Origin of the sequence: Bradyrhizobium ottawaense (assembly GCF_900099825.1) — a bacterium.
Taxonomy (GTDB): Bacteria; Pseudomonadota; Alphaproteobacteria; order Rhizobiales; family Xanthobacteraceae; genus Bradyrhizobium; species Bradyrhizobium ottawaense_A.
In genome coordinates this window covers 5,091,531-5,115,854 of sequence record NZ_LT629693.1, presented here as the reverse complement: position 1 = coordinate 5,115,854, position 24,324 = coordinate 5,091,531, and the positions used below count along the sequence as shown (strand labels likewise).

The 24,324-nt window shown below is 62.8% G+C and carries 25 protein-coding genes and 1 pseudogene; 14 read left to right on the top strand and 12 right to left on the bottom strand.

Annotated elements, in window-relative coordinates:
- The first annotated feature begins 46 nt into the window (after nt 1-46).
- The gene (locus BLR13_RS23890; protein ID WP_074818923.1) at nt 47-1,939 is read left to right on the top strand and encodes a caspase family protein; all 1,893 of its coding nucleotides are present in this window, start codon (nt 47-49) and stop codon (nt 1,937-1,939) included.
- Nucleotides 1,940-1,952: 13 nt separating this feature from the next.
- Here the strand turns inward: BLR13_RS23890 and BLR13_RS23885 are convergent, their stop codons facing one another.
- Nucleotides 1,953-3,125 carry an isovaleryl-CoA dehydrogenase gene (locus BLR13_RS23885; RefSeq protein WP_074818926.1) on the bottom strand — a complete coding sequence of 391 codons (1,173 nt, stop codon included), beginning with the start codon at nt 3,123-3,125 and terminating at the stop codon, nt 1,953-1,955.
- Between the two features lie 227 nt (nt 3,126-3,352).
- Between BLR13_RS23885 and BLR13_RS23880 the strand changes: the two genes are divergently transcribed.
- From BLR13_RS23880 to mdlC, 6 genes are all read left to right on the top strand, one after another.
- Nucleotides 3,353-4,624 carry a cytochrome P450 gene (locus BLR13_RS23880; protein WP_074818928.1) on the top strand — a complete coding sequence of 424 codons (1,272 nt, stop codon included), beginning with the start codon at nt 3,353-3,355 and terminating at the stop codon, nt 4,622-4,624.
- Nucleotides 4,625-4,649: 25 nt separating this feature from the next.
- Nucleotides 4,650-5,924, top strand: a complete 1,275-nt coding sequence (locus tag BLR13_RS23875) for a cytochrome P450 (RefSeq protein ID WP_074818931.1) — start codon at nt 4,650-4,652, stop codon at nt 5,922-5,924.
- A gap of 159 nt (nt 5,925-6,083) precedes the next feature.
- Complete coding sequence (locus BLR13_RS23870) at nt 6,084-7,247, top strand: acyl-CoA dehydrogenase family protein (RefSeq protein ID WP_074818935.1); 1,164 nt, start codon at nt 6,084-6,086, stop codon at nt 7,245-7,247.
- Between the two features lie 9 nt (nt 7,248-7,256).
- A complete protein-coding gene (locus BLR13_RS23865; RefSeq protein WP_074818938.1) occupies nt 7,257-8,387 on the top strand; it encodes a CaiB/BaiF CoA transferase family protein in 1,131 nt (376 codons plus the stop codon).
- Nucleotides 8,384-9,244: an FAS1-like dehydratase domain-containing protein gene (locus BLR13_RS23860; RefSeq protein ID WP_074818941.1), complete on the top strand. Its 861-nt coding sequence runs from the start codon at nt 8,384-8,386 to the stop codon at nt 9,242-9,244. Before BLR13_RS23865 ends, BLR13_RS23860 begins: the two co-directional genes overlap by 4 nt.
- Nucleotides 9,245-9,360: 116 nt before the next feature.
- A complete protein-coding gene (gene mdlC / locus BLR13_RS23855) occupies nt 9,361-10,977 on the top strand; it encodes a benzoylformate decarboxylase (protein ID WP_074818944.1) in 1,617 nt (538 codons plus the stop codon).
- 88 nt (nt 10,978-11,065) lie between these two features.
- Here the strand turns inward: mdlC and BLR13_RS23850 are convergent, their stop codons facing one another.
- Nucleotides 11,066-11,863 carry an SDR family oxidoreductase gene (locus BLR13_RS23850; protein WP_074818947.1) on the bottom strand — a complete coding sequence of 266 codons (798 nt, stop codon included), beginning with the start codon at nt 11,861-11,863 and terminating at the stop codon, nt 11,066-11,068.
- A gap of 23 nt (nt 11,864-11,886) precedes the next feature.
- Entirely contained in the window at nt 11,887-12,582 is a 696-nt protein-coding gene (trhA, locus tag BLR13_RS23845; protein ID WP_074818951.1) for a PAQR family membrane homeostasis protein TrhA, read from the bottom strand.
- Between the two features lie 193 nt (nt 12,583-12,775).
- Here trhA and BLR13_RS23840 point away from each other — a divergent pair, with 193 nt between their 5' ends.
- Both BLR13_RS23840 and BLR13_RS23835 read left to right on the top strand, forming a co-directional pair.
- Nucleotides 12,776-14,239 (top strand): YcjX family protein, encoded by a 1,464-nt coding sequence (locus BLR13_RS23840; RefSeq protein WP_074818954.1) that lies wholly within the window; start codon nt 12,776-12,778, stop codon nt 14,237-14,239.
- Nucleotides 14,236-15,273 carry a YcjF family protein gene (locus BLR13_RS23835; RefSeq protein ID WP_074818957.1) on the top strand — a complete coding sequence of 346 codons (1,038 nt, stop codon included), beginning with the start codon at nt 14,236-14,238 and terminating at the stop codon, nt 15,271-15,273. Before BLR13_RS23840 ends, BLR13_RS23835 begins: the two co-directional genes overlap by 4 nt.
- Here the strand turns inward: BLR13_RS23835 and BLR13_RS23830 are convergent.
- Complete coding sequence (locus BLR13_RS23830; protein ID WP_074818959.1) at nt 15,270-16,310, bottom strand: hypothetical protein; 1,041 nt, start codon at nt 16,308-16,310, stop codon at nt 15,270-15,272. The genes BLR13_RS23835 and BLR13_RS23830 overlap by 4 nt on opposite strands.
- A gap of 127 nt (nt 16,311-16,437) precedes the next feature.
- Between BLR13_RS23830 and BLR13_RS42270 the strand changes: the two genes are divergently transcribed.
- Both BLR13_RS42270 and BLR13_RS23825 read left to right on the top strand, forming a co-directional pair.
- Nucleotides 16,438-16,569: a hypothetical protein gene (locus BLR13_RS42270; protein ID WP_283808254.1), complete on the top strand. Its 132-nt coding sequence runs from the start codon at nt 16,438-16,440 to the stop codon at nt 16,567-16,569.
- A gap of 514 nt (nt 16,570-17,083) precedes the next feature.
- Nucleotides 17,084-17,464, top strand: a complete 381-nt coding sequence (locus tag BLR13_RS23825) for a nuclear transport factor 2 family protein (RefSeq protein ID WP_074818962.1) — start codon at nt 17,084-17,086, stop codon at nt 17,462-17,464.
- 48 nt (nt 17,465-17,512) lie between these two features.
- Here the strand turns inward: BLR13_RS23825 and BLR13_RS23820 are convergent, their stop codons facing one another.
- The 6 genes from BLR13_RS23820 to BLR13_RS23795 form a co-directional block, all read right to left on the bottom strand.
- A complete protein-coding gene (locus BLR13_RS23820; RefSeq protein WP_074818965.1) occupies nt 17,513-17,773 on the bottom strand; it encodes a DUF1127 domain-containing protein in 261 nt (86 codons plus the stop codon).
- Between the two features lie 125 nt (nt 17,774-17,898).
- Nucleotides 17,899-18,363, bottom strand: a complete 465-nt coding sequence (locus BLR13_RS23815; RefSeq protein WP_074818968.1) for a chromate resistance protein ChrB domain-containing protein — start codon at nt 18,361-18,363, stop codon at nt 17,899-17,901.
- A gap of 34 nt (nt 18,364-18,397) precedes the next feature.
- Nucleotides 18,398-19,294 carry a YncE family protein gene (locus BLR13_RS23810; RefSeq protein ID WP_074818970.1) on the bottom strand — a complete coding sequence of 299 codons (897 nt, stop codon included), beginning with the start codon at nt 19,292-19,294 and terminating at the stop codon, nt 18,398-18,400.
- 7 nt (nt 19,295-19,301) lie between these two features.
- Nucleotides 19,302-20,057 carry a sulfite exporter TauE/SafE family protein gene (locus BLR13_RS23805; RefSeq protein ID WP_074818973.1) on the bottom strand — a complete coding sequence of 252 codons (756 nt, stop codon included), beginning with the start codon at nt 20,055-20,057 and terminating at the stop codon, nt 19,302-19,304.
- A gap of 116 nt (nt 20,058-20,173) precedes the next feature.
- Entirely contained in the window at nt 20,174-21,064 is an 891-nt protein-coding gene (locus BLR13_RS23800) for a DUF1259 domain-containing protein (protein ID WP_074818976.1), read from the bottom strand.
- Complete coding sequence (locus BLR13_RS23795) at nt 21,065-21,295, bottom strand: hypothetical protein (protein WP_074818979.1); 231 nt, start codon at nt 21,293-21,295, stop codon at nt 21,065-21,067.
- A gap of 201 nt (nt 21,296-21,496) precedes the next feature.
- On the opposite strand from BLR13_RS23795, the gene BLR13_RS23790 reads away from it, so the two are divergent.
- Together BLR13_RS23790 and BLR13_RS40340 are read left to right on the top strand one after the other, a co-directional pair.
- Nucleotides 21,497-21,835 carry a GlcG/HbpS family heme-binding protein gene (locus tag BLR13_RS23790; RefSeq protein ID WP_074818982.1) on the top strand — a complete coding sequence of 113 codons (339 nt, stop codon included), beginning with the start codon at nt 21,497-21,499 and terminating at the stop codon, nt 21,833-21,835.
- 173 nt (nt 21,836-22,008) lie between these two features.
- Nucleotides 22,009-22,200 (top strand): hypothetical protein, encoded by a 192-nt coding sequence (locus tag BLR13_RS40340; RefSeq protein ID WP_143039683.1) that lies wholly within the window; start codon nt 22,009-22,011, stop codon nt 22,198-22,200.
- A 58-nt stretch (nt 22,201-22,258) separates the two neighbouring features.
- Here the strand turns inward: BLR13_RS40340 and BLR13_RS23785 are convergent, their stop codons facing one another.
- The gene (locus tag BLR13_RS23785; protein WP_079586017.1) at nt 22,259-22,783 is read right to left on the bottom strand and encodes a hypothetical protein; all 525 of its coding nucleotides are present in this window, start codon (nt 22,781-22,783) and stop codon (nt 22,259-22,261) included.
- A gap of 675 nt (nt 22,784-23,458) precedes the next feature.
- Complete coding sequence (locus BLR13_RS23775) at nt 23,459-23,647, bottom strand: hypothetical protein (RefSeq protein WP_074818989.1); 189 nt, start codon at nt 23,645-23,647, stop codon at nt 23,459-23,461.
- Between BLR13_RS23775 and BLR13_RS23770 the strand changes: the two are divergent.
- A pseudogene (locus BLR13_RS23770) lies at nt 23,634-23,825 on the top strand (heme-binding protein); the annotation flags it as partial. The gene BLR13_RS23775 and the pseudogene BLR13_RS23770 overlap by 14 nt on opposite strands.
- Between the last annotated feature and the right edge of the window lie 499 nt (nt 23,826-24,324).

Here is a 24,324-nt window from a genome sequence, read left to right as displayed (position 1 = left end):
GTCCGCATTGGTGGTAGCCTGCCGCCATTGCCCAGGTGGGATTTTGATGCGCGCGCTCGGAGCGCTTGTTTTATCAATCTGCTCGGTCTTGTGGTTTGGCGGGCCGGTGCACGCCGAGAAGCGCGTTGCGCTGGTGATCGGCAACTCCGCTTACGAAAACGTCAGCCGGCTCGGCAATCCGGCCAACGATGCCGCCGCGATGACGACAACCCTGCAGCAAGCCGGTTTTGACGTGGTCGAATCCCGCCACAATCTGAAAATTTCCGAGATGCGGCGTGCGTTCCGGGACTTCGCCGACAAGGCCCGCGATGCGGATGTCGCCGTCGTCTACTATGCCGGCCACGGCATCGAGGTCGACGGGACGAACTATCTCATTCCCGTTGATGCCGCCCTGGAACGCGATCTCGATGTTTATGACGAGGCGCTTCCACTCGACCGGATTCTGGTGACGATCGAGCCGGCGAGGCAGCTTCGGCTGGTCATCCTCGACGCCTGCCGCGACAACCCGTTTTCGAAAACCATGAAGCGGACGCTGGCGTCCCGCGCCATTGGCCGCGGCCTGGCGAAGGTCGAACCGACCAGCCCGAACACCCTGATTGCGTTTGCCTCGAAGGCCGGCTCGACGGCTTCCGACGGCGACAGCAAGAACAGCCCGTTCACCTCCGCCCTCGTCAAGCACATCACGACGCCGGGCCTCGATCTGCGCAAGGCGTTCGGTTACGTCCGCGATGACGTGCTGAGAAATACCGGCAACAAGCAGGAGCCCTATGTTTACGGCTCGCTGGGCGGCGACGACGTTCCGCTGGTGCCGGCAAAGCCCACGACCTTGGCACCGGCGCCGAGCAACCAGGCCGATATGCGGCGCGATTACGAACTGGCCGAACGGGTTGGAACGCGAGACGTCTGGACGGCGTTCCTCGCGCAATATCCGGAAGGTCTCTACGCCAGTCTGGCGAAAGGGCAGTTGAACAAGATCGCCGCCGAAGAGGCGCGCGTCGCCGCCACCGAGAAGGCACGGCTTGCCCAGGAAGAAAAGGCGCGGCTCGCTGCCGAAGGCGCCAAGGCCAACGAACAGGCCAGGGCGGCAAGGGAGGCAAAGGCCGCCGAGGAAGCCCGTGTCGCCGCAGAAAAGCAGAAAGCGATCGAGGCCGCCAAGGTTGAGACCGAACGTGCCAATACTGCCGCGAAGGCCAAGGCGGCCAGCGAAGCCAAGGCCGCAAGCGACGCCAAGGCCGCCGAGGAAGCCCGTATCGCCGCGGAAAAGCAGAAAGCGATCGAGGCCGCGCGGGTTCTTGAAGCCGAACGTGCCAGTGCTGCGGCACAGGCCAAACTGGCTGAACAAAATGCCCAGGACACCAAAGCTCAAGACAACAAGCCGCCGGGGCCCGTGGCGGCATTGATGCCGTCGGAACAGGCCGTGAAGCCCGCGCCTCCGGCGGCGGCCGATATCCCTCGTCTGCTTCAAACCGAATTGCGCCGCGTCGGCTGCAGCCAGGGTGCTGTTGACGGCGACTGGAACGCGGCGTCTCAGCGTTCGCTTGCTCTGTTCAACAAGAACGCGGGGACCAGGCTTGACGTCAAGGTCGCGAGCCTCGACGCCCTCGATATGGTGAAGGGCCGTACCGCGCGAATTTGTCCGCTGATCTGCGACCACGGTTTCAAGGCTGACGGCGAAACCTGCACAAGGATCACCTGCAAGCCGGGCTATGAGGTCGGCGACGACAACACCTGCCAGAAGACCGAGGTGAAGAAACCCGCCAGGCCGGTTGCCAAGCGCGAGGAACCTGCGGCAGCGCCAAAACCGGCCGCATCCGCCGCCGAGCCGAAAACCCGCGCTTCAGGACAGGTACTTTGCGACCCGCAGGGATGCCGGCCGGTCGCGCAAGGTTGCAGGATTATCCAGAACACCACGATAGGGCAAAGACAAGTCTGCAACTAGGCGCAGCTCAGCCTTACGCCGACTTGTCGAACAGCTCGCGGCCGATCAGCATGCGCCGGATCTCGCTGGTGCCGGCGCCGATTTCATACAGCTTGGCGTCGCGCAACAGGCGTCCGGTCGGATAGTCGTTGATGTAGCCGTTGCCGCCCAGCAGCTGGATGGCGTCGAGCGCGCATTGCGTCGCCTTCTCCGCGGCGTAGAGGATCGCGCCGGCGGCATCCTCGCGCGTGGTCTCGCCGCGGTCGCAGGCTTTCGCCACCGCATACACATAGGCGCGCGAGGCGTTCATGGTGGTGTACATGTCGGCGAGCTTGCCCTGCACCAGCTGGAAGGTGCCGATCGGCTGGCCGAACTGCTTGCGCTCGTGGACATAGGGCAGCACGACGTCCATGCAGGCCTGCATGATGCCGATCGGCCCCGCGGCCAGCACCGCGCGCTCGTAGTCGAGACCGGACATCAGCACGTTGACGCCGCGGCCGACTTCACTGAGCACGTTGTCTTCCGGCACCTCGCAATCCTCGAACACCAGTTCGCAGGTGTCGGAGCCGCGCATGCCGAGCTTGTCGAGCTTCTGCGCGGTGGAAAATCCCTTCATGCCCTTTTCGATGATGAAGGCGGTCATGCCACGCGGGCCGGCTTCCGGATCGGTCTTGGCATAGACCACCAGCGTGTCCGCCTCCGGACCGTTGGTGATCCACATCTTGCTGCCGTTGAGGACGTAACGGTCGCCCTTCTTGTCGGCGCGCGTCTTCATCGACACCACGTCGGATCCGGCACCGGGCTCCGACATCGCCAGCGAGCCGACATGTTCGCCCGAAATCAGCTTCGGCAAATATTTGCGCTTCTGCGCCTCGTTGCCGTTGCGGCGGATCTGGTTGACGCAGAGGTTGGAATGCGCGCCGTAGGACAATCCAACCGCGGCGGACGCCCGCGACATTTCTTCCACCGCAATACAGTGTTCGAGATAGCCGAGGCCGCTCCCGCCATATTCCTCTTCCACGGTGATGCCGTGCAGGCCGAGCGCGCCGATCTTCGGCCAGAGGTCGCGCGGAAACTGGTTGCTCTTGTCGATTTCGGCGGCGCGCGGCGCGATCTCGTTGCTCGAGAAGGCGTGGACGGTCTCGCGAATCGCATCCGCGGTCTCGCCGAGATCGAAATTGAACATCCGATACGCGTTGGGGATCATGGTGGGGCGGCCTCCGGCATCTAGGGCTTGTTGCCTACAGGCTTATTACCCCGGAATGCGCTTGTCACGGCCTCAAAACAGACCAAAAAACGGGGCTTCAGGGCGGTCTCTGGTATACCGCGGCTGCGGCAAACTCCCGCTTGCTCTGGCACCCGCGATGGAATGTAATTGGGTAAAACATTGCCCTCCGGGACTCACCAGGGCGGGACGCCAACAGGAGACGCCTCATGCACGGAACGATCGAATCGTCGGGGGATTCCCACCTGCGGGCCGCGCGTGACAAGGCCAATTCGCTGCCGCTTGCCGATATCGACGTCAGCCATCCCGAACTGTTCAGGACCGACTCGTTCTGGCCGTATTTCGACCGGCTGCGCCGCGAAGACCCGGTGCATTACTGCAAGGACAGCATGTTCGGGCCGTACTGGTCGGTGACCAAATACAACGACATCATGGACATCGAGACCAACCATGCGGTGTTCTCGTCGGCGTCATCGCTCGGCGGCATCACCATCCGCGACGTCGACCCCGACCTGCGCCGCGAAAGCTTCATCGCCATGGACCAGCCGCGCCACGCCGCGCAGCGCAAGACCGTGGCGCCGATGTTCACCCCGACCCATCTCGACCAGCTCGCGATCAACATCCGCAAGCGTTCGGCCGAGTGCCTCGACAATCTGCCGAAGGGCGAAGTTTTCGACTGGGTCGACAAGGTCTCGATCGAACTGACCACCCAGATGCTCGCCGTGCTGTTCGACTTCCCCTGGGAGGACCGCCGCAAGCTGACGCGCTGGTCCGACGTCGCCACCACCCTGCCCGGCCCGGACGGTGTCGTAGCCACCGAGGACGAGCGGCAGGCCGAACTGATGGAATGCGCGACCTATTTTGCAAGGCTCTGGAAGGAACGGATCAATCAGCCGCCGAAGAGCGACCTGTTGTCGATGATGGCGCACTCCGAGGCCACCCGCGACATGGACCCGAAGAACTTTCTCGGCAACCTGATCCTGTTGATCGTCGGCGGCAACGACACCACCCGCAACACGCTGTCGGGCAGCATCTTTGCGCTAGCTAAGAATCCGGATCAGTACCGCAAACTGCGCGAAAATCACGAGCTGATCGACAGTTTCGTGCCGGAGGTGATCCGCTGGCAGACGCCGCTGGCGCATATGCGCCGCACCGCGCTTTCCGATTTCGATTTCCGCGGCCGGCAGATCAAGAAAGGCGACAAGGTCGTGATGTGGTACGTCTCGGGCAACCGCGACGAGGACGTGATCGACCGCCCCTACGACTTCATCATCGACCGCGCCCGGCCCCGCACCCACATCTCGTTCGGCTTCGGCATTCATCGTTGCGTGGGCTTGAGGCTCGCCGAGCTGCAATTGAAGATCATCTGGGAAGAAATCCTCAAGCGGTTCGACAATATTGAGGTGGTGGGCGAGCCGAAGCGGGTATATTCCAGCTTCGTCAAAGGCTACGAGACCCTGCCGGTTCGCATCGCCGGCTAACCCCTAACATCCCCGGGATGATCAGATGAACGTCCAGACATCAATCAGGGCCGACAGGACCGAGCTTCTGCGCGCCGCGCGCGAGGAAGCCTATTCCACGCCGCTGAAGGATTTTCATCCCGGTGCGCCAAAGCTGTTCCAGAACGACACGCTGTGGCCGTGGTTCGAGCGGCTGCGCAAGGAAGAGCCGGTGCATTACTGCACCAATGCGCCGATCGAGCCCTACTGGTCGGTGACCAAATACAACGACATCATGCATGTCGACACCAACCATGGCATCTTCTCGTCCGACTCCACGTTGGGCGGCATCTCGATCCGCGACGTTCCGCCGGGCTACGACTACCCAAGCTTCATTGCGATGGACCAGCCGAAGCATTCGTCGCAGCGCAAGACCGTGTCGCCGATGTTCACGCCGACGCATCTGGACGAACTCGCCAAACTGATCCGCGAGCGCGCCATCAAGGTGATCGAAAACCTGCCGCGCAACGAGACCTTCAACTTCGTCGAGCGGGTGTCGATCGAGCTGACCACGCAGATGCTGGCAACGCTGTTCGACTTTCCGTTCGAGGAGCGCCGCAAGCTGACGCGATGGTCGGACGTCTCGACCGCACTGCCGAAGAGCGGCGTCGTCGAATCCGCCGAGCAGCGCCGCCAGGAAATGGACGAATGCGCGGCCTATTTCACCAAACTCTGGAACGAGCGCGTCAATGCGCCGCCGCGCAACGACCTCATATCCATGATGGCGCACAGCGACGCGACGCGGCACATGGACCCCGACAACCTGATGGGCAACATCATCCTGTTGATCGTCGGCGGCAACGACACCACCCGCAACACCATGAGCGGCTCGGTGCTGGCGCTGAACGAACATCCCGACCAGTACCAGAAGCTGCGCGACAATCCTGATTTGATCGACACCATGGTGCCGGAAGTGATCCGCTGGCAGACCCCGCTGGCCCATATGCGCCGCACCGCGCTGGTCGACACTGAACTTAACGGCAAGAAGATCAAAAAGGGCGACCGGGTCGTGATGTGGTACGTCTCCGGCAACCGCGACGAGGAAGGCATCGAGAAGCCGGAAGAGTTCATCATCGACCGCGCCCGGCCCCGCACCCATCTGTCGTTCGGCTTCGGCATTCACCGTTGCGTCGGCATGCGGCTCGCCGAGCTGCAACTGAAGATCGTGTGGCAGGAAATGCTCAAGCGTTTCGACCGCATCGAGGTGGTCGGCGAGCCGAAGCGGGTCTATTCCAGCTTCGTCCGGGGCATCGAGCAGTTGCCGGTTCGCATTCCGGCCTGACATGGCCCGCGCCAGAGCCATGCAGGTTGGCGGGACAATAGGCGTTGCAACGGCCGGCGCGATCTACCAAGAAAAGGGCTGAACGCTCCCTTCGCGTTCGCCCCCGCAGCCCATGCGGGCGGTCGAACTCCCCTCTCACATGGTTGACCCGTCTCCCCGATGACCCAGCACGAAACCGACGAATTCCACGACATCCGCGACGCCGTCGCCAAGCTTTGCGCCCAGTTTCCGGGCGAATACTGGCGCAAGCTCGACCGCCAGATGGCCTACCCGAAGGAGTTCGTGAACGCGCTGACGGAAGCCGGTTACCTCTCGGTGCTGATCCCCGAGGAATATGGCGGCGCCGGGTTGAAACTGTCGGCCGCGGCCGCGATCCTCGAAGAGATCCAGCGCGCCGGCTGCAACGGCGGCGGCTGCCACGCCCAGATGTACACCATGGGCACGCTGCTGCGGCACGGCAACGACGCCCAGAAAGCGAAGTGGCTGCCGAAGATCGCCAGCGGCGAATTGCGGCTGCAGGCGTTCGGCGTCACCGAGCCGACCAGCGGCACCGACACCTCGTCGCTGAAGACCGTCGCGCGCCGCGACGGCGACCACTACATCGTCAACGGCCAGAAGATCTGGACCAGCCGCGCCGAACATTCCGACCTGATGATCCTGTTGGCGCGCACCACGCCGAAGGAAGACGCCAAGAAGCGCACCGATGGTCTGTCGGTGTTCATCGTCGACATGCGCGAGGCGAAGGGCAACGGCCTCGAAATCCGCCCGATCCGCACCATGATGAACCACGCCACCACGGAAGTGTTCTTCACCGACATGAAGGTGCCGGCCGAAAACCTGATCGGCGACGAGGGCAAGGGCTTCCGTTACATCCTGTCCGGCATGAACGCCGAGCGCATCCTGATCGCGTCGGAATGCATCGGCGACGCCAAATGGTTCACGGCGAAATCCACCGCCTACGCCAAGGAGCGCGTGGTGTTCGGCCGCCCGATCGGCCAGAACCAGGGCGTCCAGTTCCCGATCGCCAAGGCTTACGCGCAGATGCGCGCCGCCGAATTGATGGTGAAGGACGCCGCCCGCAAATACGAGGCCGGGCTCGATTGCGGCGCCGAGGCCAACATGTCCAAGATGCTGGCGGCCGATGCGGCCTGGGATGCCGCCAATGCCTGCGTGCAGACTTTTGGCGGCTTCGGCTTCGCGGAAGAATATGACGTCGAGCGCAAGTTCCGCGAAACCCGGCTGTATCAGGTGGCGCCGATCTCGACCAATCTGATCCTGTCCTACGTCGCCGAGCATGTGCTCGGCATGCCCCGCTCCTACTGAGAACATCAGATGTTGCCGCTAGAAGGATTGATCGTCGTCGCCGTCGAACAGGCTGTCGCAGCACCATTCTGCAGTTCGCGGCTGGCCGATGCCGGCGCCCATGTCATCAAGGTCGAACGCCCCGAGGGCGACTTTGCCCGCGGCTATGACGCCGCCGCCAAAGGCCAGAGCAGCTATTTCGTCTGGCTCAACCGCGGCAAGAACTCCGTGGTGATCGACCTCGCCACCAAGGAAGGGCGCGCCGCGCTGGAAGAGCTGATCGCAAGCGCGGACGTGCTGCTGCAGAACCTCAAGCCGGGCTCGATGGACAAGCTCGGCTTCTCGCTGGAACGGCTGCGCAAGGATTATCCGGCGCTGATCTGCTGCACCATCTCGGGCTATGGCGACTCTGGCCCCTATGCCGACCGCAAGGCCTATGACCTCTTGATCCAGGCCGAGAGTGGCCTCGCCTCGATCACCGGCGGCCCGGAAGGCCCGTCGCGGGTCGGCATCTCCGTCGTCGATATCTCGACCGGCGCCACCGCGCATGCCGCGATCCTCGAGGCGCTGATCGGGCGCGGCCGCACCGGCAAGGGCGCCGATATCCGGATCTCGATGTTCGACGTGATGGCCGACTGGATGGCGGTGCCGCTGATCAATTCCGAGGCCGGCAATCCGCCGAAGCGGATGGCGCTGGCGCATCCCTCGATCGCGCCCTACGGCGTGTTCAATTCGAAGGACGGCAAGGGCATCCTGATCTCGATCCAGAGCGAGCGCGAATGGAAGAAGCTGTGTTCCGACGTGCTGGACCAGCCTGATCTGCCTGATGATCCGCGCTTTTCCAACATGGTCGAACGCGTGCGCAACCGCGCGCTGACAGACAAGACCGTCGCCGACCGTTTTGCCACCATGAACCGCGTCGATCTCTTGAAGCGGCTTGATGACGCCGACATTGCGTTTGCCGAGGTCAACACCATGGCCGACCTCGCGGTGCACCCGCATCTGCGCCGCATCGAGGTCGATACGCCGAACGGCAAGATCAACTATGCCGCGCCCGCCGCGATCTTCGTCGGCGAGGAGCGCCACTACGGCGCCGTGCCGGCGATCGGCGAACATGTTGAACTGCCGAAGACGGCCCGCGCCCGGAGCAACCAATCATGACCGAAGCTGTCGCCGAAAAACTCGACCTCGATCATTTGCGCCAGTGGATCGGCAAGACCACGGAAGCGTCCGACATCGTCACCGCGCACCTGGTGAAGGGGCTGCGCGCCACGCTGTTTCAGGATATCGGTGAGCCCAAGACCGGCGACGCCGCGCCCTGGACCACGCATTGGTGCCTGGCGCAGCCGGTGTTTCCGATGTCGATGCTCGGCCCCGACGGCCACCCGACTCGCGGCGGTTTTCTGCCGCCGGTGCCGCTGCCGCGCCGGATGTGGGCCGGCGGCGAGCTGGAATTTTTCGACGCGCTGCGCGTCGGCGACGACAGCAAGCGCACCTCGCGCATCACCGATGTGACGATCAAGACCGGCTCGACCGGCGTGCTGTGCTTCGTCTCGGTCGAACATATCATCACGACGCCGCGCGGCATGGCGATCCGCGAGCGCCAGGACCTGGTCTATCGCGACATGGGCGGCGCCGCGCCGGCGGCCAAGGCGCCCCCGCCGGCGCCGGTGGCAAAACATCGCGAAATCAGAGTCAGCGATCCCGTGCTGCTGTTTCGCTACTCCGCGCTGACCTTCAACGGCCACCGCATCCATTACGACCGCGATTACGTCACCAAGGTCGAAGGCTATCCGGGCCTGGTCTTCCACGGCCCGTTGCAAGCCGCCTTGATCGTCGAATTCGCGGCAAAACTTCACGGCGGCAAGCCGCCGAAGAAATTCAGCTACCGCGGGCTGCAGCCGTTGTTCGAAGGCAGCGAATTCTCCGTCAACGCCAACGACACCGCCGCCGGCATGGAACTGTGGACCGCGAATGCCCAGGGACAGCCGACCATGAAGGGCACGGCGACGTGGTGAGGTGCTCCCCCGTCATTCCGGGGCGATGCGAAGCATCGAACCCGGAATCTCGAGATTCCGGGTCTGGTCCTTCGGACCATCCCGGAATGACGGCATAACTCCGAGGACGCAAGCAGTTGTCCAAAAAGCCAGCCAAAGCCTCCACCACCGTCAAGGACGCCACCTTCGCCTTGCTGCGCGCGTTCGGCGTCAAAAAAGTCTTCGGCAATCCCGGCTCGACCGAGCTGCCGTTCCTGAGCGACTGGCCTGACGACATCGACTACGTGCTGGGCCTGCAGGAAGCCTCCGTGATCGGCATGGCCGACGGCTATGCGCAGGCGACCCGCAATGCCGGCTTCGTCAACCTGCATTCGGCCGCCGGCGTCGGCAATGCGCTCGGCAATATCTACACCGCGCACCGCAACCAGACGCCGCTGGTGATCACGGCCGGCCAGCAGGCGCGCTCGATCCTGCCGCTGCAGGCGTTCCTCCAGGCCGAGCGCGCGTCGGAATTTCCGCGGCCTTACGTCAAATACAGCGTCGAGCCGGCGCGCGCCGAGGACGTACCATCCGCGATCGCGCGCGCCTATTACGTGGCGATGCAGCCGCCGTGCGGACCGACCTTCGTCTCGGTGCCGATCGACGACTGGACACGGCCGGCGCAGCCGGTCGAAGCCCGCCAGGTCAGCCGCGAGTTGGGCCCCGATCCGGCCGCGATGAAGTCACTGGCCGCGGCGCTGACAGCCGCAAAACACCCTGCCCTGGTGATCGGCCCCGGCGTCGACCGCGCGCAAGCCGTCGACCTGATGGTGCGGGTGGCGGAGAAGTCAAAAGCCGCGGTGTGGGTCAGCCCATTCTCCGCGCGTTGTTCGTTCCCGGAACGGCATCCGCAATTCGCGGGCTTCCTGCACGCCTCGCCGGGGCAACTGTCGGACGCGCTGCGCGCGCATGACCTGGTGGTCGTGATCGGTGCGCCGGTGTTTACGTTCCACGTCGAGGGCCACGCCTCGATCTTCGACGGCGAAACCACGCTGTTCCAGATCACCGACGATCCGACCGCCGCCGCCGTGACGCCATCAGGCACCAGCATCGTCGCGACCATGAAGCCGGCGCTCACGTTGCTGCTCGACCTGCTGCCCGAGACCAAGCGCACCGCACCCGCCGGCCGCGTGCTGCCGCCAAAACCATCCGCCGCCGATCCGATCCCGGTCGAATATTTATTGGACGCGCTGTTCCACGCCATGCCTGATGATGCCGCATTGGTGGAGGAAGCCCCGTCGCACCGTCCGGCGATGCAAAAATTCATGTCGATGCGCGGCCAGGACAGCTTTTACACCATGGCAAGCGGCGGCCTCGGCTGGAGTCTGCCGGCTGCGGTCGGCATGGCGCTGGGACGGCCCGGCGTGCGCACCGTCTGCCTGATCGGCGACGGCTCGGCGATGTATTCGATCCAGGCGCTGTGGACCGCGGCGCAACGCAAGCTGCCGCTGACCGTCGTCGTCATCAACAATTCCGGCTACGGCGCGATGCGCTCGTTCAGCCAGGTGATGCAGGTGCGCAATGTGCCGGGTCTCGAACTGCCCGGCATCGATTTCGTCAAGCTCGCGGAGGGTATGGGCTGCGACGCGGTACGCGTCAGCAAGGCATCGGAACTGGCGGGCGCGCTCAAGCGCGGCCTCGGGTATGATGGCGTCAGCCTGATCGAGGTGATGGTGGATTCGGCGGTGCCGTTGCTGTACGCGAAGAAGAGCTAGGATCACTGCGTAGCCCGGATGAGCGCAGCGACATCCGGGGTCGGTCTTGCGAAGTTCCCGGATATCGCTTCGCTCATCCGGGCTACGCCTACGACTTCCCGTAAGCTTCCCGCATCTTGGCCTGGATCTTCGCCATCCCGGCGATCCAGCGGTCGTAATTCTCGGTCTTCTTGCGCATGTAGCCCAGCACCTGGGGATGCGGAAGGATCACGAACGTCTCCTGCTCCAGGCCGGCCAATACATCCTGCGCCACCTGCTCCGGCGTCAGATCGCCGTCACCGGATTGCGGACCTTTCGGGATCGAGCGCAGCATGGCGGTATCGACGCCCTGCGGGCACAGGATTGAAACCTTGATGCCATCGTCCTTGTGCGAAATAGCGAGATTTTCCGCAAAGCCCACCGCCGCATGTTTGGTGGTTGAATAGGCCGGGCTTCCGACCTGCGACAGCAGGCCGGCCGCGGAAATCGTGTTGAGGAAATAGCCGCCGCCGCGCGCCTTCATGCGCGGGATCAGGTGGCGTGCGGCATAGACATGCGCCATCACGTGAACGGCCCAGCTTCGCGACCAGGGTTCGTCGGAGGTTCCGCCCGCGTTGCTCGACAGCGGATCGAAGCCGCCGCCGATGCCGGCATTGGAGCAGAACAGCGCGATCGGGCCGAACTGATTTTCGGTTTCCTCGATGACGTGAAGGATGTCCTTTTCCTTTCCGACATCGCATTTGAAGGCGGCCCCACCGATCGGGGTGGCGACGGCGCGCGAGCCTGCCGGATCTATATCGGCGACGACGACCTTGGCGGCGCCGGCCCGATGGAAGGCTTCGCACATCGCCTTGCCGATGCCGTTGGCGCCACCCGTGACAACCACGACTTTGCCGGTCACCTGCATGGCCGTTCGCTCCCTTATTTTTTCTACGTCAGAACCACATCGAGGATAGCCGTATAGTGGCAGGCCGCGCCTAGCAAGACGAAGCCGTGCCAGATCGCATTCTGGAATCGCAGCCGCTGCCAGGCGTGGAAGATCACGCCGAGACTGTACAGCACGCCGCCCGCGACCACGAACCCCAGCGCCAGGCTCGGCAGCGCCTTCACGACCTGATCGTACAGCATCACCCCGCTCCAGCCCAAGGCGAGATAGAGGCCGACGGCGGTGCGGTCGTATCGTCCCGGCCGCGTCAGTTTCAGCACGATCCCCACAATCGCGATGCACCACACCCCGATCAGCAGCGCGATCGCAAACGTGCTGTCCTTCAATTCCATGATCAGCGGCGTATAGGTCGCGGCGATCAACAGATAGATCGCCGAATGATCGAACCGCCGCAGTACCCATTTGGCCCGCGACACCGGCCAAAGATTATAGGTCGCCGACATGGCGAGCATCGCCAGCAGCCCCGCGACATAGACCGACACCGCGGCAACGTCGGTCGCACTGGCGTAAACGGCCGCCAGCACGATCAGGGCGGTGGCAGCCACCAGGCCGAGGCAGATGCCGATGACATGCACGACGCCGTCGGCGATCAGTTCGGCGCGGTCGTAATTCCAATGCATGGCGCCGGCCGCCGCATGCATCGAAGTCGAGGCGATTTGCTTCAGTCTGAAGATCGTCATGACGGCCTTCCGAAAGGGGGTCTGGGAGCCATAGGACATAAGCCATAAGACTCGGGTCCTGCGAGGTCAACGTACGGTTCAAGGGCCGCCTTCGCCCATAAACGCGACCGAATGATGAAGCTTGATTTCGGCCCGTCAATCGCCATTTTTCGGGGGTCCGCGCCCCGCCTCTCTCATCGAGCCTTCCCCCCGCATGGCCCCCCGTTTTTCAGACATCGTCGAGGAAGCGCGCCTGTCGGCGCGGGCGCTACTGGATTACGGCGAGGGTTTTTTCAATCCCACCGTGCGGCTCGGCGTCACCGGCCTGTCGCGCGCCGGCAAGACCGTGTTCATCACGGCGCTGATCCATGGCCTGACCCGCGGCGGCCGGTTTCCGGTGTTCGAGCCCTATGCGTCGGGGCGGATCGCCCGCGCCCGGCTCGAGCCGCAGCCGGACGATGCGGTGCCGCGCTTCGATTACGAGAACCACGTCCGCACCCTGATCGAGGAGCGGCGCTGGCCGAGTTCCACCGTCGACATCTCGGAACTGCGGCTGGTGATCGACTATCAGCGGCAAAATGGCGCGGACCGCACGCTGACCATCGACATCGTCGACTATCCCGGCGAATGGCTGCTCGACCTGCCGCTGCTCGCTAAAAGTTATGAGCAATGGTCGGCCGAGAGTCTGGCTTTGTCGCGCGAGGGCCCGCGCGCCAAACTCGCAGCACCCTGGCATGCGCATCTGGCGAGCCTCGCCGCCGAAGGCCGCGAGAACGAACAGGCGGCGCTCACCGCCGCCAAACTGTTCACGGATTATCTGCGCGCCTGCCGCGACGAACGCTTTGCCATGAGCCTGCTGCCGCCCGGCCGCTTCCTGATGCCGGGCAACATGGCGGGCACGCCGGCGCTGACCTTTGCGCCGCTCGACGTCGCCGCCGACGGCACGGCGCCCGACGGCTCGCTGTGGGCGATGATGAAGCGGCGCTACGAGTCCTACAAGGACGTCGTGGTGCGGCCGTTCTTTCGCGATCACTTCGCCCGGCTCGATCGCCAGATCGTGCTGGTCGACGCGCTCGCCGCCTTCAATGCCGGCCCGGAAGCGCTGCACGATCTCGAAGCCGCCCTTGCGGGCATTCTGGATTGCTTCCGGATCGGCCGCAGCACGCTACTCAGCAATCTGTTCCGGCCGCGGATCGATCGTATTTTGTTCGCCGCCACCAAGGCCGATCATCTGCACCACCAGAGCCACGACCGGCTCGAGGCAGTGTTGCGGCGCGCGGTCGCCAAGGCCACCGATCGCGCCGAAGTTGCCGGCGCCGCCATCGACGTGGTGGCGCTGGCGGCCGTGCGCGCCACCCGCGAGGCCGTCGTCACCCGTGGCCGCGACAAGCTGCCCTCCATCCTCGGCACGCCCGCGCCGGGCGAGGTCGCCAATGGCGAGACGTTTGATGGCGAGACTGAAGTCGCGACCTTTCCGGGCGACCTGCCCGACAATCCCGAGGAATTGTTCAACGGCGGGTTTCGCGGCCTCTCCAGCGCGCCCTCCGACAAGGCCGATTTCCGTTTCCTGCGCTTCCGGCCGCCTCTGGTCGCACGCGACGGCGCGGAAGAGCCTTCGCTGCCTCACATCCGCCTTGACCGCGCCCTTCAGTTCCTGATCGGAGACCGACTGCAATGAGCGAGAAAACGCCGCATCGGCGGCCGGCGACGTTCAAGCTCGACGATCCCGGCGTGGTCGTGATGGCCCCGGATGAAACCGGCCGCCCTGCCCGCGGCACGGTGCGCATCACGCCGGAGAGCGATCCGTCGCTGCTGCCAGTGCCGATGGATGCGCCGCTGGTGCCGGCGCGCCGCGGCTTTCGCTGGGGCACGCTGTTCTTTGCCGCCGTCGGCGGCCTGGTGCTGCTCGGCACCGGGCTCGGCATCCTCAACCTGGTCGAGGATCTGTTTGCGCGCAGCGAAAGCCTCGGCTTCCTCGGCCTCGCCTTCGCGGCCGCCGCCACGCTGGCGCTCACGGTGGTAATCGCGCGCGAAGCCTTCGGGCTGGCGCGGTTGGCCACCATCGAAAAGCTGCATCTGCGCGCCGCCGAAGTTCTGCTCAGCGACGACCGCGCCGCCAGCCGCGCCGTGGTAGCCGATCTGGTCAAGCTCGCGCATCAGAACCCGCAGCTGGCGCGCGCCCGCGCCGCGTTGCAAAACCACACCGACGACATCATCGACGGCGCCGACATGATCAAGCTGGCCGAACGCGAATTGATGAGCCCGCTCGATCAGGAAGCGCGCCGGCTGGTCTCGACCGCGGCCCAGCGCGTTTCGGTCGTCACGGCCGTGAGCCCGCGCGCGCTGATCGATGTGCTGTTCGTGCTGGTGGCGTCGCTACGGATGATCCGGCAACTGGCGCTGCTCTATGGCGGCCGGCCGGGCACGCTCGGCATGATCCGGCTGATGCGCCATGTCATCGGACACCTCGCCATCACCGGCGGCATGGCCGCCAGCGACAGCCTGATCCAGCAGATGCTCGGCCACGGCATCGCGGCAAAACTTTCCCAACGCCTCGGCGAAGGCGTGCTCAACGGCCTGCTCACCGCCAGACTAGGCCTCGCCGCCATCGACGTCACCCGCCCCTTGCCGTTCACGGCGCTGCCGCGCCCGGCGCTGGCCGATCTCGCCAAGGATTTGTTGCGGAAGCGGGACGACGAGGAAACGCTCTAGCGTCGCGAATTGGCCGCAGCTACCGTCAAGGCGATTGCCGCGGGATCGCAGCAGAGCACGATCAAAAGTATCAGCCATCGTACCGCGGTTTCGGGCGCGGCACCGACCATGACAGCGAGATACTGGATCGGGCCGGCGGACGCTTCAATGCGGAAACGTTCAGCGACAAGCGTCGCGCGCTGCGCCTGCAGTCCAACCAGCGTTGCCGTTGCCGCCTGCCGCTGCGCATCTAACCCATCCCGCGTCACGCGTTGTTGGGTTGCTATGTTGATGGACCGGGTCACCCAGCCGCGCCGCGTCGATTCGTCCACCGTCCGATCGATTTGCGCAACGCGATTGCCGAGGTCGGCAACAACAGCCGATTGCGCCGCGACGCGGGCGTCGAGCGCATCAATGCGTTCGGCGACGCTGGAACGCGCCGAGGCCGCCACGCTGACATGCGTCTCGACCAGCTTGCCGAACACACCGGCGGCGTTGATAAGTGCAAGGCCGGTAACGAGCGCGACCAGGGCCGAGCGCATTTTCCATCCAACCCGGCGCCAATGCGCGGCCAGCCATCCGGCCATCACGAGCTTGCCGGCCTCCATCGTGGCAGCGAGCGCCATAATCGCAACCGGAGCCCCGGGAAATATTTCGGCCATGCCCGTGACCGAAAAATAGGCGGCAACCGTCGCCAAAGCGATAGCTGCAATGAGGGCAAGGGCGCCGCTGCCGCGTTCCGGCGTGGCAGGAACAGCTTCCACCACGGCGGGTGCGGCGGAAACCGTCAGCGGCGCGCTGGGCGCCTCTTTCCTGGCATTGGCCTTGGTTGCCTTGGTGCGATTGGGCACCGGAGCGGAACGGCTGCGTTTCGTTGCAGCCAAGGGCGCCTTGCCGGATACTGCAGCCCTTATGTTTTCGATGGTTGCCGCGTAACCTTCGGTGTCGACAGCGCGCGGCGCGCTTCCGCCAACGGCCGGAAACGCGGCAACAGCCGCACTCAGGTCGTGATCAGCAGCGACATCTTCGACTTGCTCGCCAATCGCAAACTTCGACACCGGAAATTCCCTCTGGAACCGTCGACAAATTCCCTCTGGAACCGTCGACGCAATTATATCGCCAGAAGCGGGCGGCAGCATGTTAACGAAGCGACTCCCGAAATTTCAGCCGACGGTTGTTGCACTAATGTCTCATCAGGGTCACCGGAGGTCGGGCGCCATCGACGTCACCCGTCCCTTGCCGTTCACCGCGCTGCCGCGCCCGGCGCTCGCCGATCTCGCCAAGGATTTGTTGCGGAAGAAGGACGACGAGGAGTGAGGGTTATCCCGGCGGACGATCGCTCGGCAAAGACACCGCTCAGTCTTTCCGCATCAGGCGTCGCCAGTAGTACACCGGGTTAATGAGAGCTGCCCCAAGACATAAGATACCAAGCGCAAGAATGAGCGAATAAACGCACAAGGCGGAAGTGACCTCGACCGGAAACTGGCTAGAGCTCGTACCGCCCGAGGCCCCTCCTCGATATCATCCAGAGGTCGCCCGTGAGATACCAATGATAGATTGCGTTACCGAGATTGGTGACAATGAGAACCCCAAAGCCTGCCGACAGCAGGTTCCCAATCACGAAAGCTTTTCGAGGCGTCATATTGCTGCCCTTGGCAGGGATTGAGGATCTCACATTCTAAATAATCCTAAAAATTGATCTGTAAAAAGCCGGAATACCGTCGTCTTGAATCAATTCATGCGTATCTGCCGGATACCTGCGGAATGGCTGCTGAAGATTTGGTCAGGCTCATGACCATCAGGCAATCCCGGGCATAGGGAGGAGATCGAGATGGATGACCGAACCGTGCGAGCCGCGCTCGAGCGCCATTGGGAGGCTTCCGATGCGAGCGATTTCGAGGCCGAACATGAAATCTACCGCGAGGATGCCGTGCTCGATTATCCGCAGTCCGGCGAACGGATCCGCGGCCGGCACAATATTCAGGAGAGCCGGCGCGCCCAGCCGAACACGAAGCGCTTTACGGTCCGGCGAATGATCGGCAGCGGCGATCTCTGGGTCACCGAGTTCGTGCTCAGCTATGACGGCGTACCGTCTTACACGGTGAGCATCATGGAATTCCGCGACGGACTCGTCGCCCACGAAACCCAATATTTCGCCGATCGTTTCGACCCTTCGGCCTCGCGGGCACACATTGTTGAGCGAACAGGCTAAATCAACTTATCCCGAACGCGCTGATCGACCCCGAGCGAATATGGATTGTCATCGGCTGTCGCGCCAGGCATCCAGATACAAGGAAGACCTTCGCACCTCTTCGATATCCGCTTTCGATACCCCGATGTCGGCGAGCAGCCGATCATCAAGTTCGAGAAGTTGCCTGTACTGGTGCCGTCTTTCCAACCACAGCGCCACTCCGGCCACCCAGGCCAGAGGGATTTTCCAGGACCATCTCAAGGTCGGAAAAGAAGCTGCGGCTTCGTCGAGCGTGTTGGTTGAATGGTTGATGGTGCTGCTGCAAGGCATGTTTCATCTCCTCAAAAGGAGCGAAACAACGCTTGGCTGCGGGAGCTCATCGGGCGGTTGTCAGTAGCCCGAGTGATCTCTCTACCACAACCACCCTTTGTGCTCAAGCGACAGCAAGCGAAGCATCAACTCATGAAGTCGCCATGCGGCTTGCCGCGTTTGACCATCTCGCGGCAATAAGCATAGAGCGCGTCATAGACGATCCACGCCGCCGCATTATGTTCGTGGTCGTCCTTGAAGCCGAGATGCCGAAAGCCTTCGGCGACGGCTTCAAGGCCCGGTCCCTCCGGCTGATGGTACAACGTGTTATCGGTATCGGCGCCGTTGACGATCCGCCCCAGCAGCATCAACGCGGGATCGCCCGTGAGCTTGTACTTTTTCAGGATCGCTTCGAACGAGCATTCCTTGCCGTGATGACCAAGCTCGACGTCCTTGACGTCATAGGGAATGGCATCGAGGCGCTTCGCCTCCGCCATCACCTTCTCTCCCGGCACAAACACGAACTCGGCATCCTCATCGACGAACTTCTTGATCAGCCATGGGCATGCAACACGGTCGACCTTGACCTTTTCGCGGGTGATCCATTTCATTTTGTTCCTCCTGTGCAGCTTTTGGTCGTCGAATTCAGGTGTCCGATAGGACGAGAACTCCGCCATGCGCGGGCGAAATCACGTAGAGCTGATCCGGCGCCACCAGCGCCGTCGTATGAGCACCGGCGCCGGTCACGGTTCGCGTGGCGTGGCCGTTGCGCGGGTCAATTGAGTCGACAAGTCCCGGCTCTCCGATGGCGACATGAACCAGACCGGTTACCGGGTTGAAGAACGTGACGTCGGGCGGACCTCCGATCGGCCAGACGTTGGTGACTTCGCCCGAGGCGCTGTTCATCTCGACCAGGGTTGAGTCATCGCAGGCAACATAAAGCCGGCCTCGGGAATGATCGATGTCGAGACCATGAGCGCCCGACGATGGAATTTTCCAGTGCGTCACCGCGCCGAGATCCGGCAGCCGCGCCACCAGCACCATCGAGGGCTCACGGATGGCGAGAAATACCCGCCCGGCTTCGGCGTCGGTGACGCACCAGCGTGGTCGCCCCGGCAGGTCGATCGATACATGCTTGTGGTCGCGCAATCCGAAGAGCTGCAGTGTCGGCGTTTCTCCATCGACGCCGATGCAGGCAGCAATTCCAAGGCCGGATCGGGCGACGATCACGGCGCCATTCGGCCGCCCGCCGGTCTTGAACACGGCGCGGGTTTCCAGCGTGACGGCATCAAGCCAAGCGACGCTGGCGCTGCCGCGGTTGGTTGCCAAAATCTGTCCGTCGTCAGCAACGGCCCCGGCGACGCCGGGAAATCCCGGCAGCGTTGCGAGGTGGCGGCCAGCGTCGTGGTCGATCACCTCGATACAATCGCGTGCGGTGTGTGCAATGAAGACACGCCGGCTCTTCGCATCGAAGGCGGCGTGATCAAATTCGCTGCCCGCCGCGTTTGGTATTGCGATGGTTCCGACTGTTTTCAATGGCATAATGACCTCACGACGTCCCGGTAGCGGGAGCGATCAGCGTCGGCACGATCAGCGACAGCCCGGCAAACAGAAGTAGTACCAGCACGGCTTTGCGGAACGTCTCGTCACTAATCGTTCCATAGAGCTTGAATCCGACCCAAAGCCCGGCGAGCATAAACGGGAAGCCCAGCCCATACAGTTTGAGCGTTTCGGGCGTGATCGCGCCCGTGACGACCATCGAAATGCAGATCACCACAAAGGCAGCGAACAGCACCGGCTGGAACACCGCTCGTTGCACATCCCTGGTCCAGCCGCGCCATTGGCAGGAGATCGTCGACACGATGCCACCAAGTCCGGTCAGTCCGCCCACCAGTCCGTTAACAACGCCAATGGCAATGTCAGACCCAACTCCAATTTTCATCGGCTTGAACGCCGGACGTGCCAAGCCGTAAACCGTGTAGAGCACGAGCAACACACCGACGCCGGACCGCAGATAGACCGGGTTGATATGGCTCAACAGGATCACTCCGATCGGGATTCCGATCGTCGTGCCCAGCACCAGCGGCCATATATTCTGCCAGTTCAATGCCTGACGCAGTTTCAGGATGCCGTAGCCCTGCGTGAGCAAACCGTAGCCGGCGATCAGTGCTGCGGTTTGTATCGGCGTAATGATGTGCAGCCACACACCCGACACCACGAGACCCATTGCGAACCCGGAAAAGCCGCTGACGAAACCGCCGGCAAAGGCCGCAAGAGCAAAAAGAGTGAGAATCCATCCATCCATAAGTCGTTCCCCCAAAGCGAGGTAACGAGCACTTGGATGGATATCCATCTGTTGGGGAGGCTCAGGGTCCCCATGGTCTTCAAGTTAATTGGTAACGCGATCGAATTCCTCCAATTCTAGCTCTTCGTGCTGGCCGTCTTGTCGAGCGCAGCGCGAAGGCCTCGGGCAAGTTTCAACGCATCGTCATTGGCCCAGAAATGAAGGAAAAACAGCCGCGGCTGTTCGTCCAGCATATGGCTGTGGACGGCGGTTACGTCGATGCCGTTCGCTCGCAAGGCCCTGATGACGGGATTCACCTCGTCGCCGGACAGAACGAAATCCCCGGTGATCGCCGCTTTGCCGGCACCGGTGGGCTGAAAACCGATCGCTATCGCCACGCCCATCGGCCCGACCGGACTGATCTGCATGCCATTCTCCGTGACCGGATCACGGCGCGGCACGGCAAATTGATAGACGCCGCCGTTCGCCTGCCCTTTGACGCCGATGATCTGATCAAGCTGTGCGGTGTCGAGATCGACGGCTGGCGGAGGCGCCGGCGCGGCCGGTGTCGCGAGCGGAGTCTTGCTCGCCGCCAGCGCGTCGCGAATAACAATAGCCATCTTGGCCGGATCGCCGTGGCCTCCGACATGCATGTAGAACGTGGCTGGGCTGGCGCGAAGCAGGTGATTGTGGACGGCGGTGATCTCGAGCCCGCCTTCAATCATTTTGAGCATGACCGGATTGACTTCGGTCTCGAGGAGCACGAGGTCGCCCATCACCATGGCCTCGCCGTGCATCGGCTTGAACGCGACCCAGCCGCCAAGCGCCAGTGCCGGCCTGATGGTAACGCCGTCAAGGGTCACGGTCAGATCGGTGCGGGGAAAACCGTAGCGGTGCACGTCGCCCGAGACGGCGGGTTTTCTGCCGAACGCCTCATCGACCTTGGTCCAGTCGATGTCCTGAGCGTTCGCGACGGTTGCGAACGAGGCCGCAAGGATCGTGGCCACGTGCCAAAGTTTGAAGCCCATTTAATTGTCCTCCGGGTTTGAGGTGGCGTCAGACCGCGCAATATCCGGTGGCAGAATGCCAGCCTCGAATCCCATCGCGCGTAGCGCAATGGCAAAGCCTTCGCTGATCCGCTGTGCACTACCGGAATAAGTGACCGACGAGCTCTCGCGAGTGGAATCGGTCGGCACCGCGTCAGCGTCGACTTGTCCACAACGAGCAATGGGTGAGGTTGAGAGCTTTCGGCCGTCCATGCGCAATCCTCTCGACAAAATCGAGCGTTGCGCAGAGCTTGGACGGGAACCGTCTGACGGGGAGTCTGCATTTCCCCGAAACTTTTTTAGTCAGAGTGCGGTGCACACGCAATAGCCAGACCCAGGATATGGTTCGGTTCCGATGTCACGAGGCTGTGTGCAGAGTCAGATCGGACCACCAGGCCACGAACAGGATCGGTCATGGACACCAAACGTTTCGTACATCTGGCAACAAGTCTCGCTCTGCTGATTTCAACTCCGTGCCACGCGCAGGAATCGCTTGTGACCTATAAGTCCCTGAGTCCGGCAATTGCGCTCGAGTTGGCCCAGGCCGCGCTGCTGGATTGTCAGAAACGCGGCTATCAAGCGGCAGTCGCCGTGGTCGATCGGTTCGGCGTGGTCCAGGTCATCCTGCGCGATCGCTACGCGGGACCTCACACCCCCGCCACCGCTTCGGGCAAGGCATGGACCGCGGCGACCTTCCGCAGCAGCACGAGCAACCTGTTCATGGATGCGATTCAATCCAAACTGGACTTTTAACGGCACAGTGCTCCCGTAGAATCGGCGGTCACGGCTGCTTGCCCAGCCTTCCGAGCTAAAATTGAAATTGGGAAGTTGTCGTAATTTGCTTGAAGTCTCAGTGTCGCCGCAAAATGGCAACAGCGGCGCTGAATTGAAAGTTGGCTCCTTTGTTGGCTACCTTGGAGTAGGCCGTGGATGAGGATGAAGGCCCATCTATGATGACGGTCACGTCTCGCGTGATCATTGCGGTGTGCTGGGCGGTGCTGGCACTGCTCGGAATTGACTACCCCAACAGGTACTGGGGGATCGGGATTACGGCCTTGGTCGTAATAGGGGTCGTGCTATTGGCGGAGTGGTGGCGATGGGAGCAGAAAATCAAGTGAAGGACCTTGGCCGACGCGCTGGCTGAGCACGACCACGCCATATCGGCTACTTGGCTTGTCAAATCCACGTATCGAGCCTTGGAATCCCGGTTGCAGCCGACAGTTGCGACGCGACGCTCGCAGCTTCGCTGAATGTGGAACTCCCCATGAATATGGGATTCCCCAAGGGAATCGCGTGTCGCGCACCCGACTTTAATCGCACGTACACGCCGTAAGAAAAATGACCGTCGTTGCCGTATACGATCGTTCCAAGCGCGGTGCATTCATCGAGCGAGCAATCGACGATACTCCGCCTCCAGCGGCCGAAAGATCGGCGGAATATCCTGAGTCTTCGCGTATCGAGATCAATCTCGGCGGTCCACTGGCGGGTGATCGTCAGGAACAGGATGGACGTATAGACGACGAACATGAGGACCAAACCGGCCGCGTTCTCTGGCGGTGCGACTGCCCGCGAGTTGCCAGTTATGACGGCCAGGATGGTAAGGACGGCAATGAAGCCGAACAAGACGAAGGTTCGGAACCCGGGTTTGCCTGAGGCAAAGGTCAATGTTTGGCCCGATCCGAACGGATGATCTTCGGTCATGGGGGCGAGACCCAATCAGAATTCAGCTCATGATAGCTGATGATGGGACCCGATTGGAGTCATCGGGGGATGGCGTCCCTCCGCAACGGGGCATCGGTCGCAAGGTACTGTGGAGATCGTCGGAGGGTGCGGGGAACGCCGGACCGCGCCCGGTATGAATATATTTGCAATTCATCACACCGGCCTAAATTGTGCACTGCTTCGTACACAAAGGCGGTGCGCGAATGTGGCGAATGTCGGGTGTTCAGGCGCTGATCTTCATCGCGGTGGTCGCCATCGCGGTCGCGCTGCTGGCGCTGGCGTGAGCGTCGCCTCCCGGACTTCGCTGCCGCTTCGCCGTGACGGTCATACCAAGGTTTATTGCGGGCGATCAGAAGAGGTTATGCGACCACACGCACGTGTAATGGAAGAACCTACCCAAATCGCGGATTGTGTCACGCAGCAGAGGCGCTGCTCAGGCCTGCGCTCTGTTCGGACGAGCATCGCACATCGCAGGTGTATCATGCGCAATCACGATTTAGTCTCCGATGGGTTCCTCACGCTGATAGCGGCCAGCCTCGTACTGCTGGGTTCGAGCTTGCTGGCTTTCACGATTGTGTGAGGCGGCTGCTCGCACGAAGGCTGCTTTGGCTTACTTGCTGTGCTGCTTGACCGCCCACAACCCGGCAGGCTTCATCAGGGATCATCAGCGGTCGGCGGCAGTACGAGCTTCGCGCCTTCCTTGCGGAAGTGATCGAGACCACGGCCCATCGCCTTGCCTTTCATCGTGTGCATGTCGAGCGCGTAGTCCGGTATCTCCAGCGCGTAGCCTTCGAGTTGAGCGCGCAGCCGATGGCCGCAGCGAAGTGACAGCCAGCCCGGCATGATGCAGGCAGGTATTCGCAATCTTCCGGGCGCGGTCGTCATTGCCGGCGGACTCGTGGTCGAAGCGAGCGGTTCGCTGGTTGGCGCGATCGGCGTCTCGGGAGCCCCCGGAGGCGACGCCAACGAAGCCTGCGCCAAGGCTGGAATGGATGCGATTCAATCCAAACTGGAGTTTTAACGGCACAGCGCTCCCGTGGAATCGGCGGTCACGTCTGCTTCCCAGCCTCGATGGGCAAATCACCCCAAAGTCTGTCAAGACCTACATAAGAAAATATTCCACTTTCGCCGTCGGTCAAATCAGCTCTAGAACTTCGCGCATCCCGGCCCGCAAGAGGGGCGTAGGCCATCGTCACGGACGTAGGGCTCGGCGAGCGGTGGACGCGAAGCTGCGACTGACGAGCGCGGCGGATGCGTACGGCGAAATCGTTTGGGTCCGACGCCCCGGTGCTGGCGTCAAGGTCGCGAGAGGCTAACGCTTCGAGCGGACGATGGTGGCAAGAAAGCCGTTCACCAGGACGATCACGTATGAGCCGTAAAGCCATTGCGCAGGGAAGGCCGAGTGTTCTCCGCTGAACCTGTATGCTCGTGTGCAGCATTTTTAATACGCATCGCACGCGAGACCGCGGGTGCAGCGCGCATCCGGTCTTCCCTGCGCCCTCTGTTTCCGAGGGCAAGGT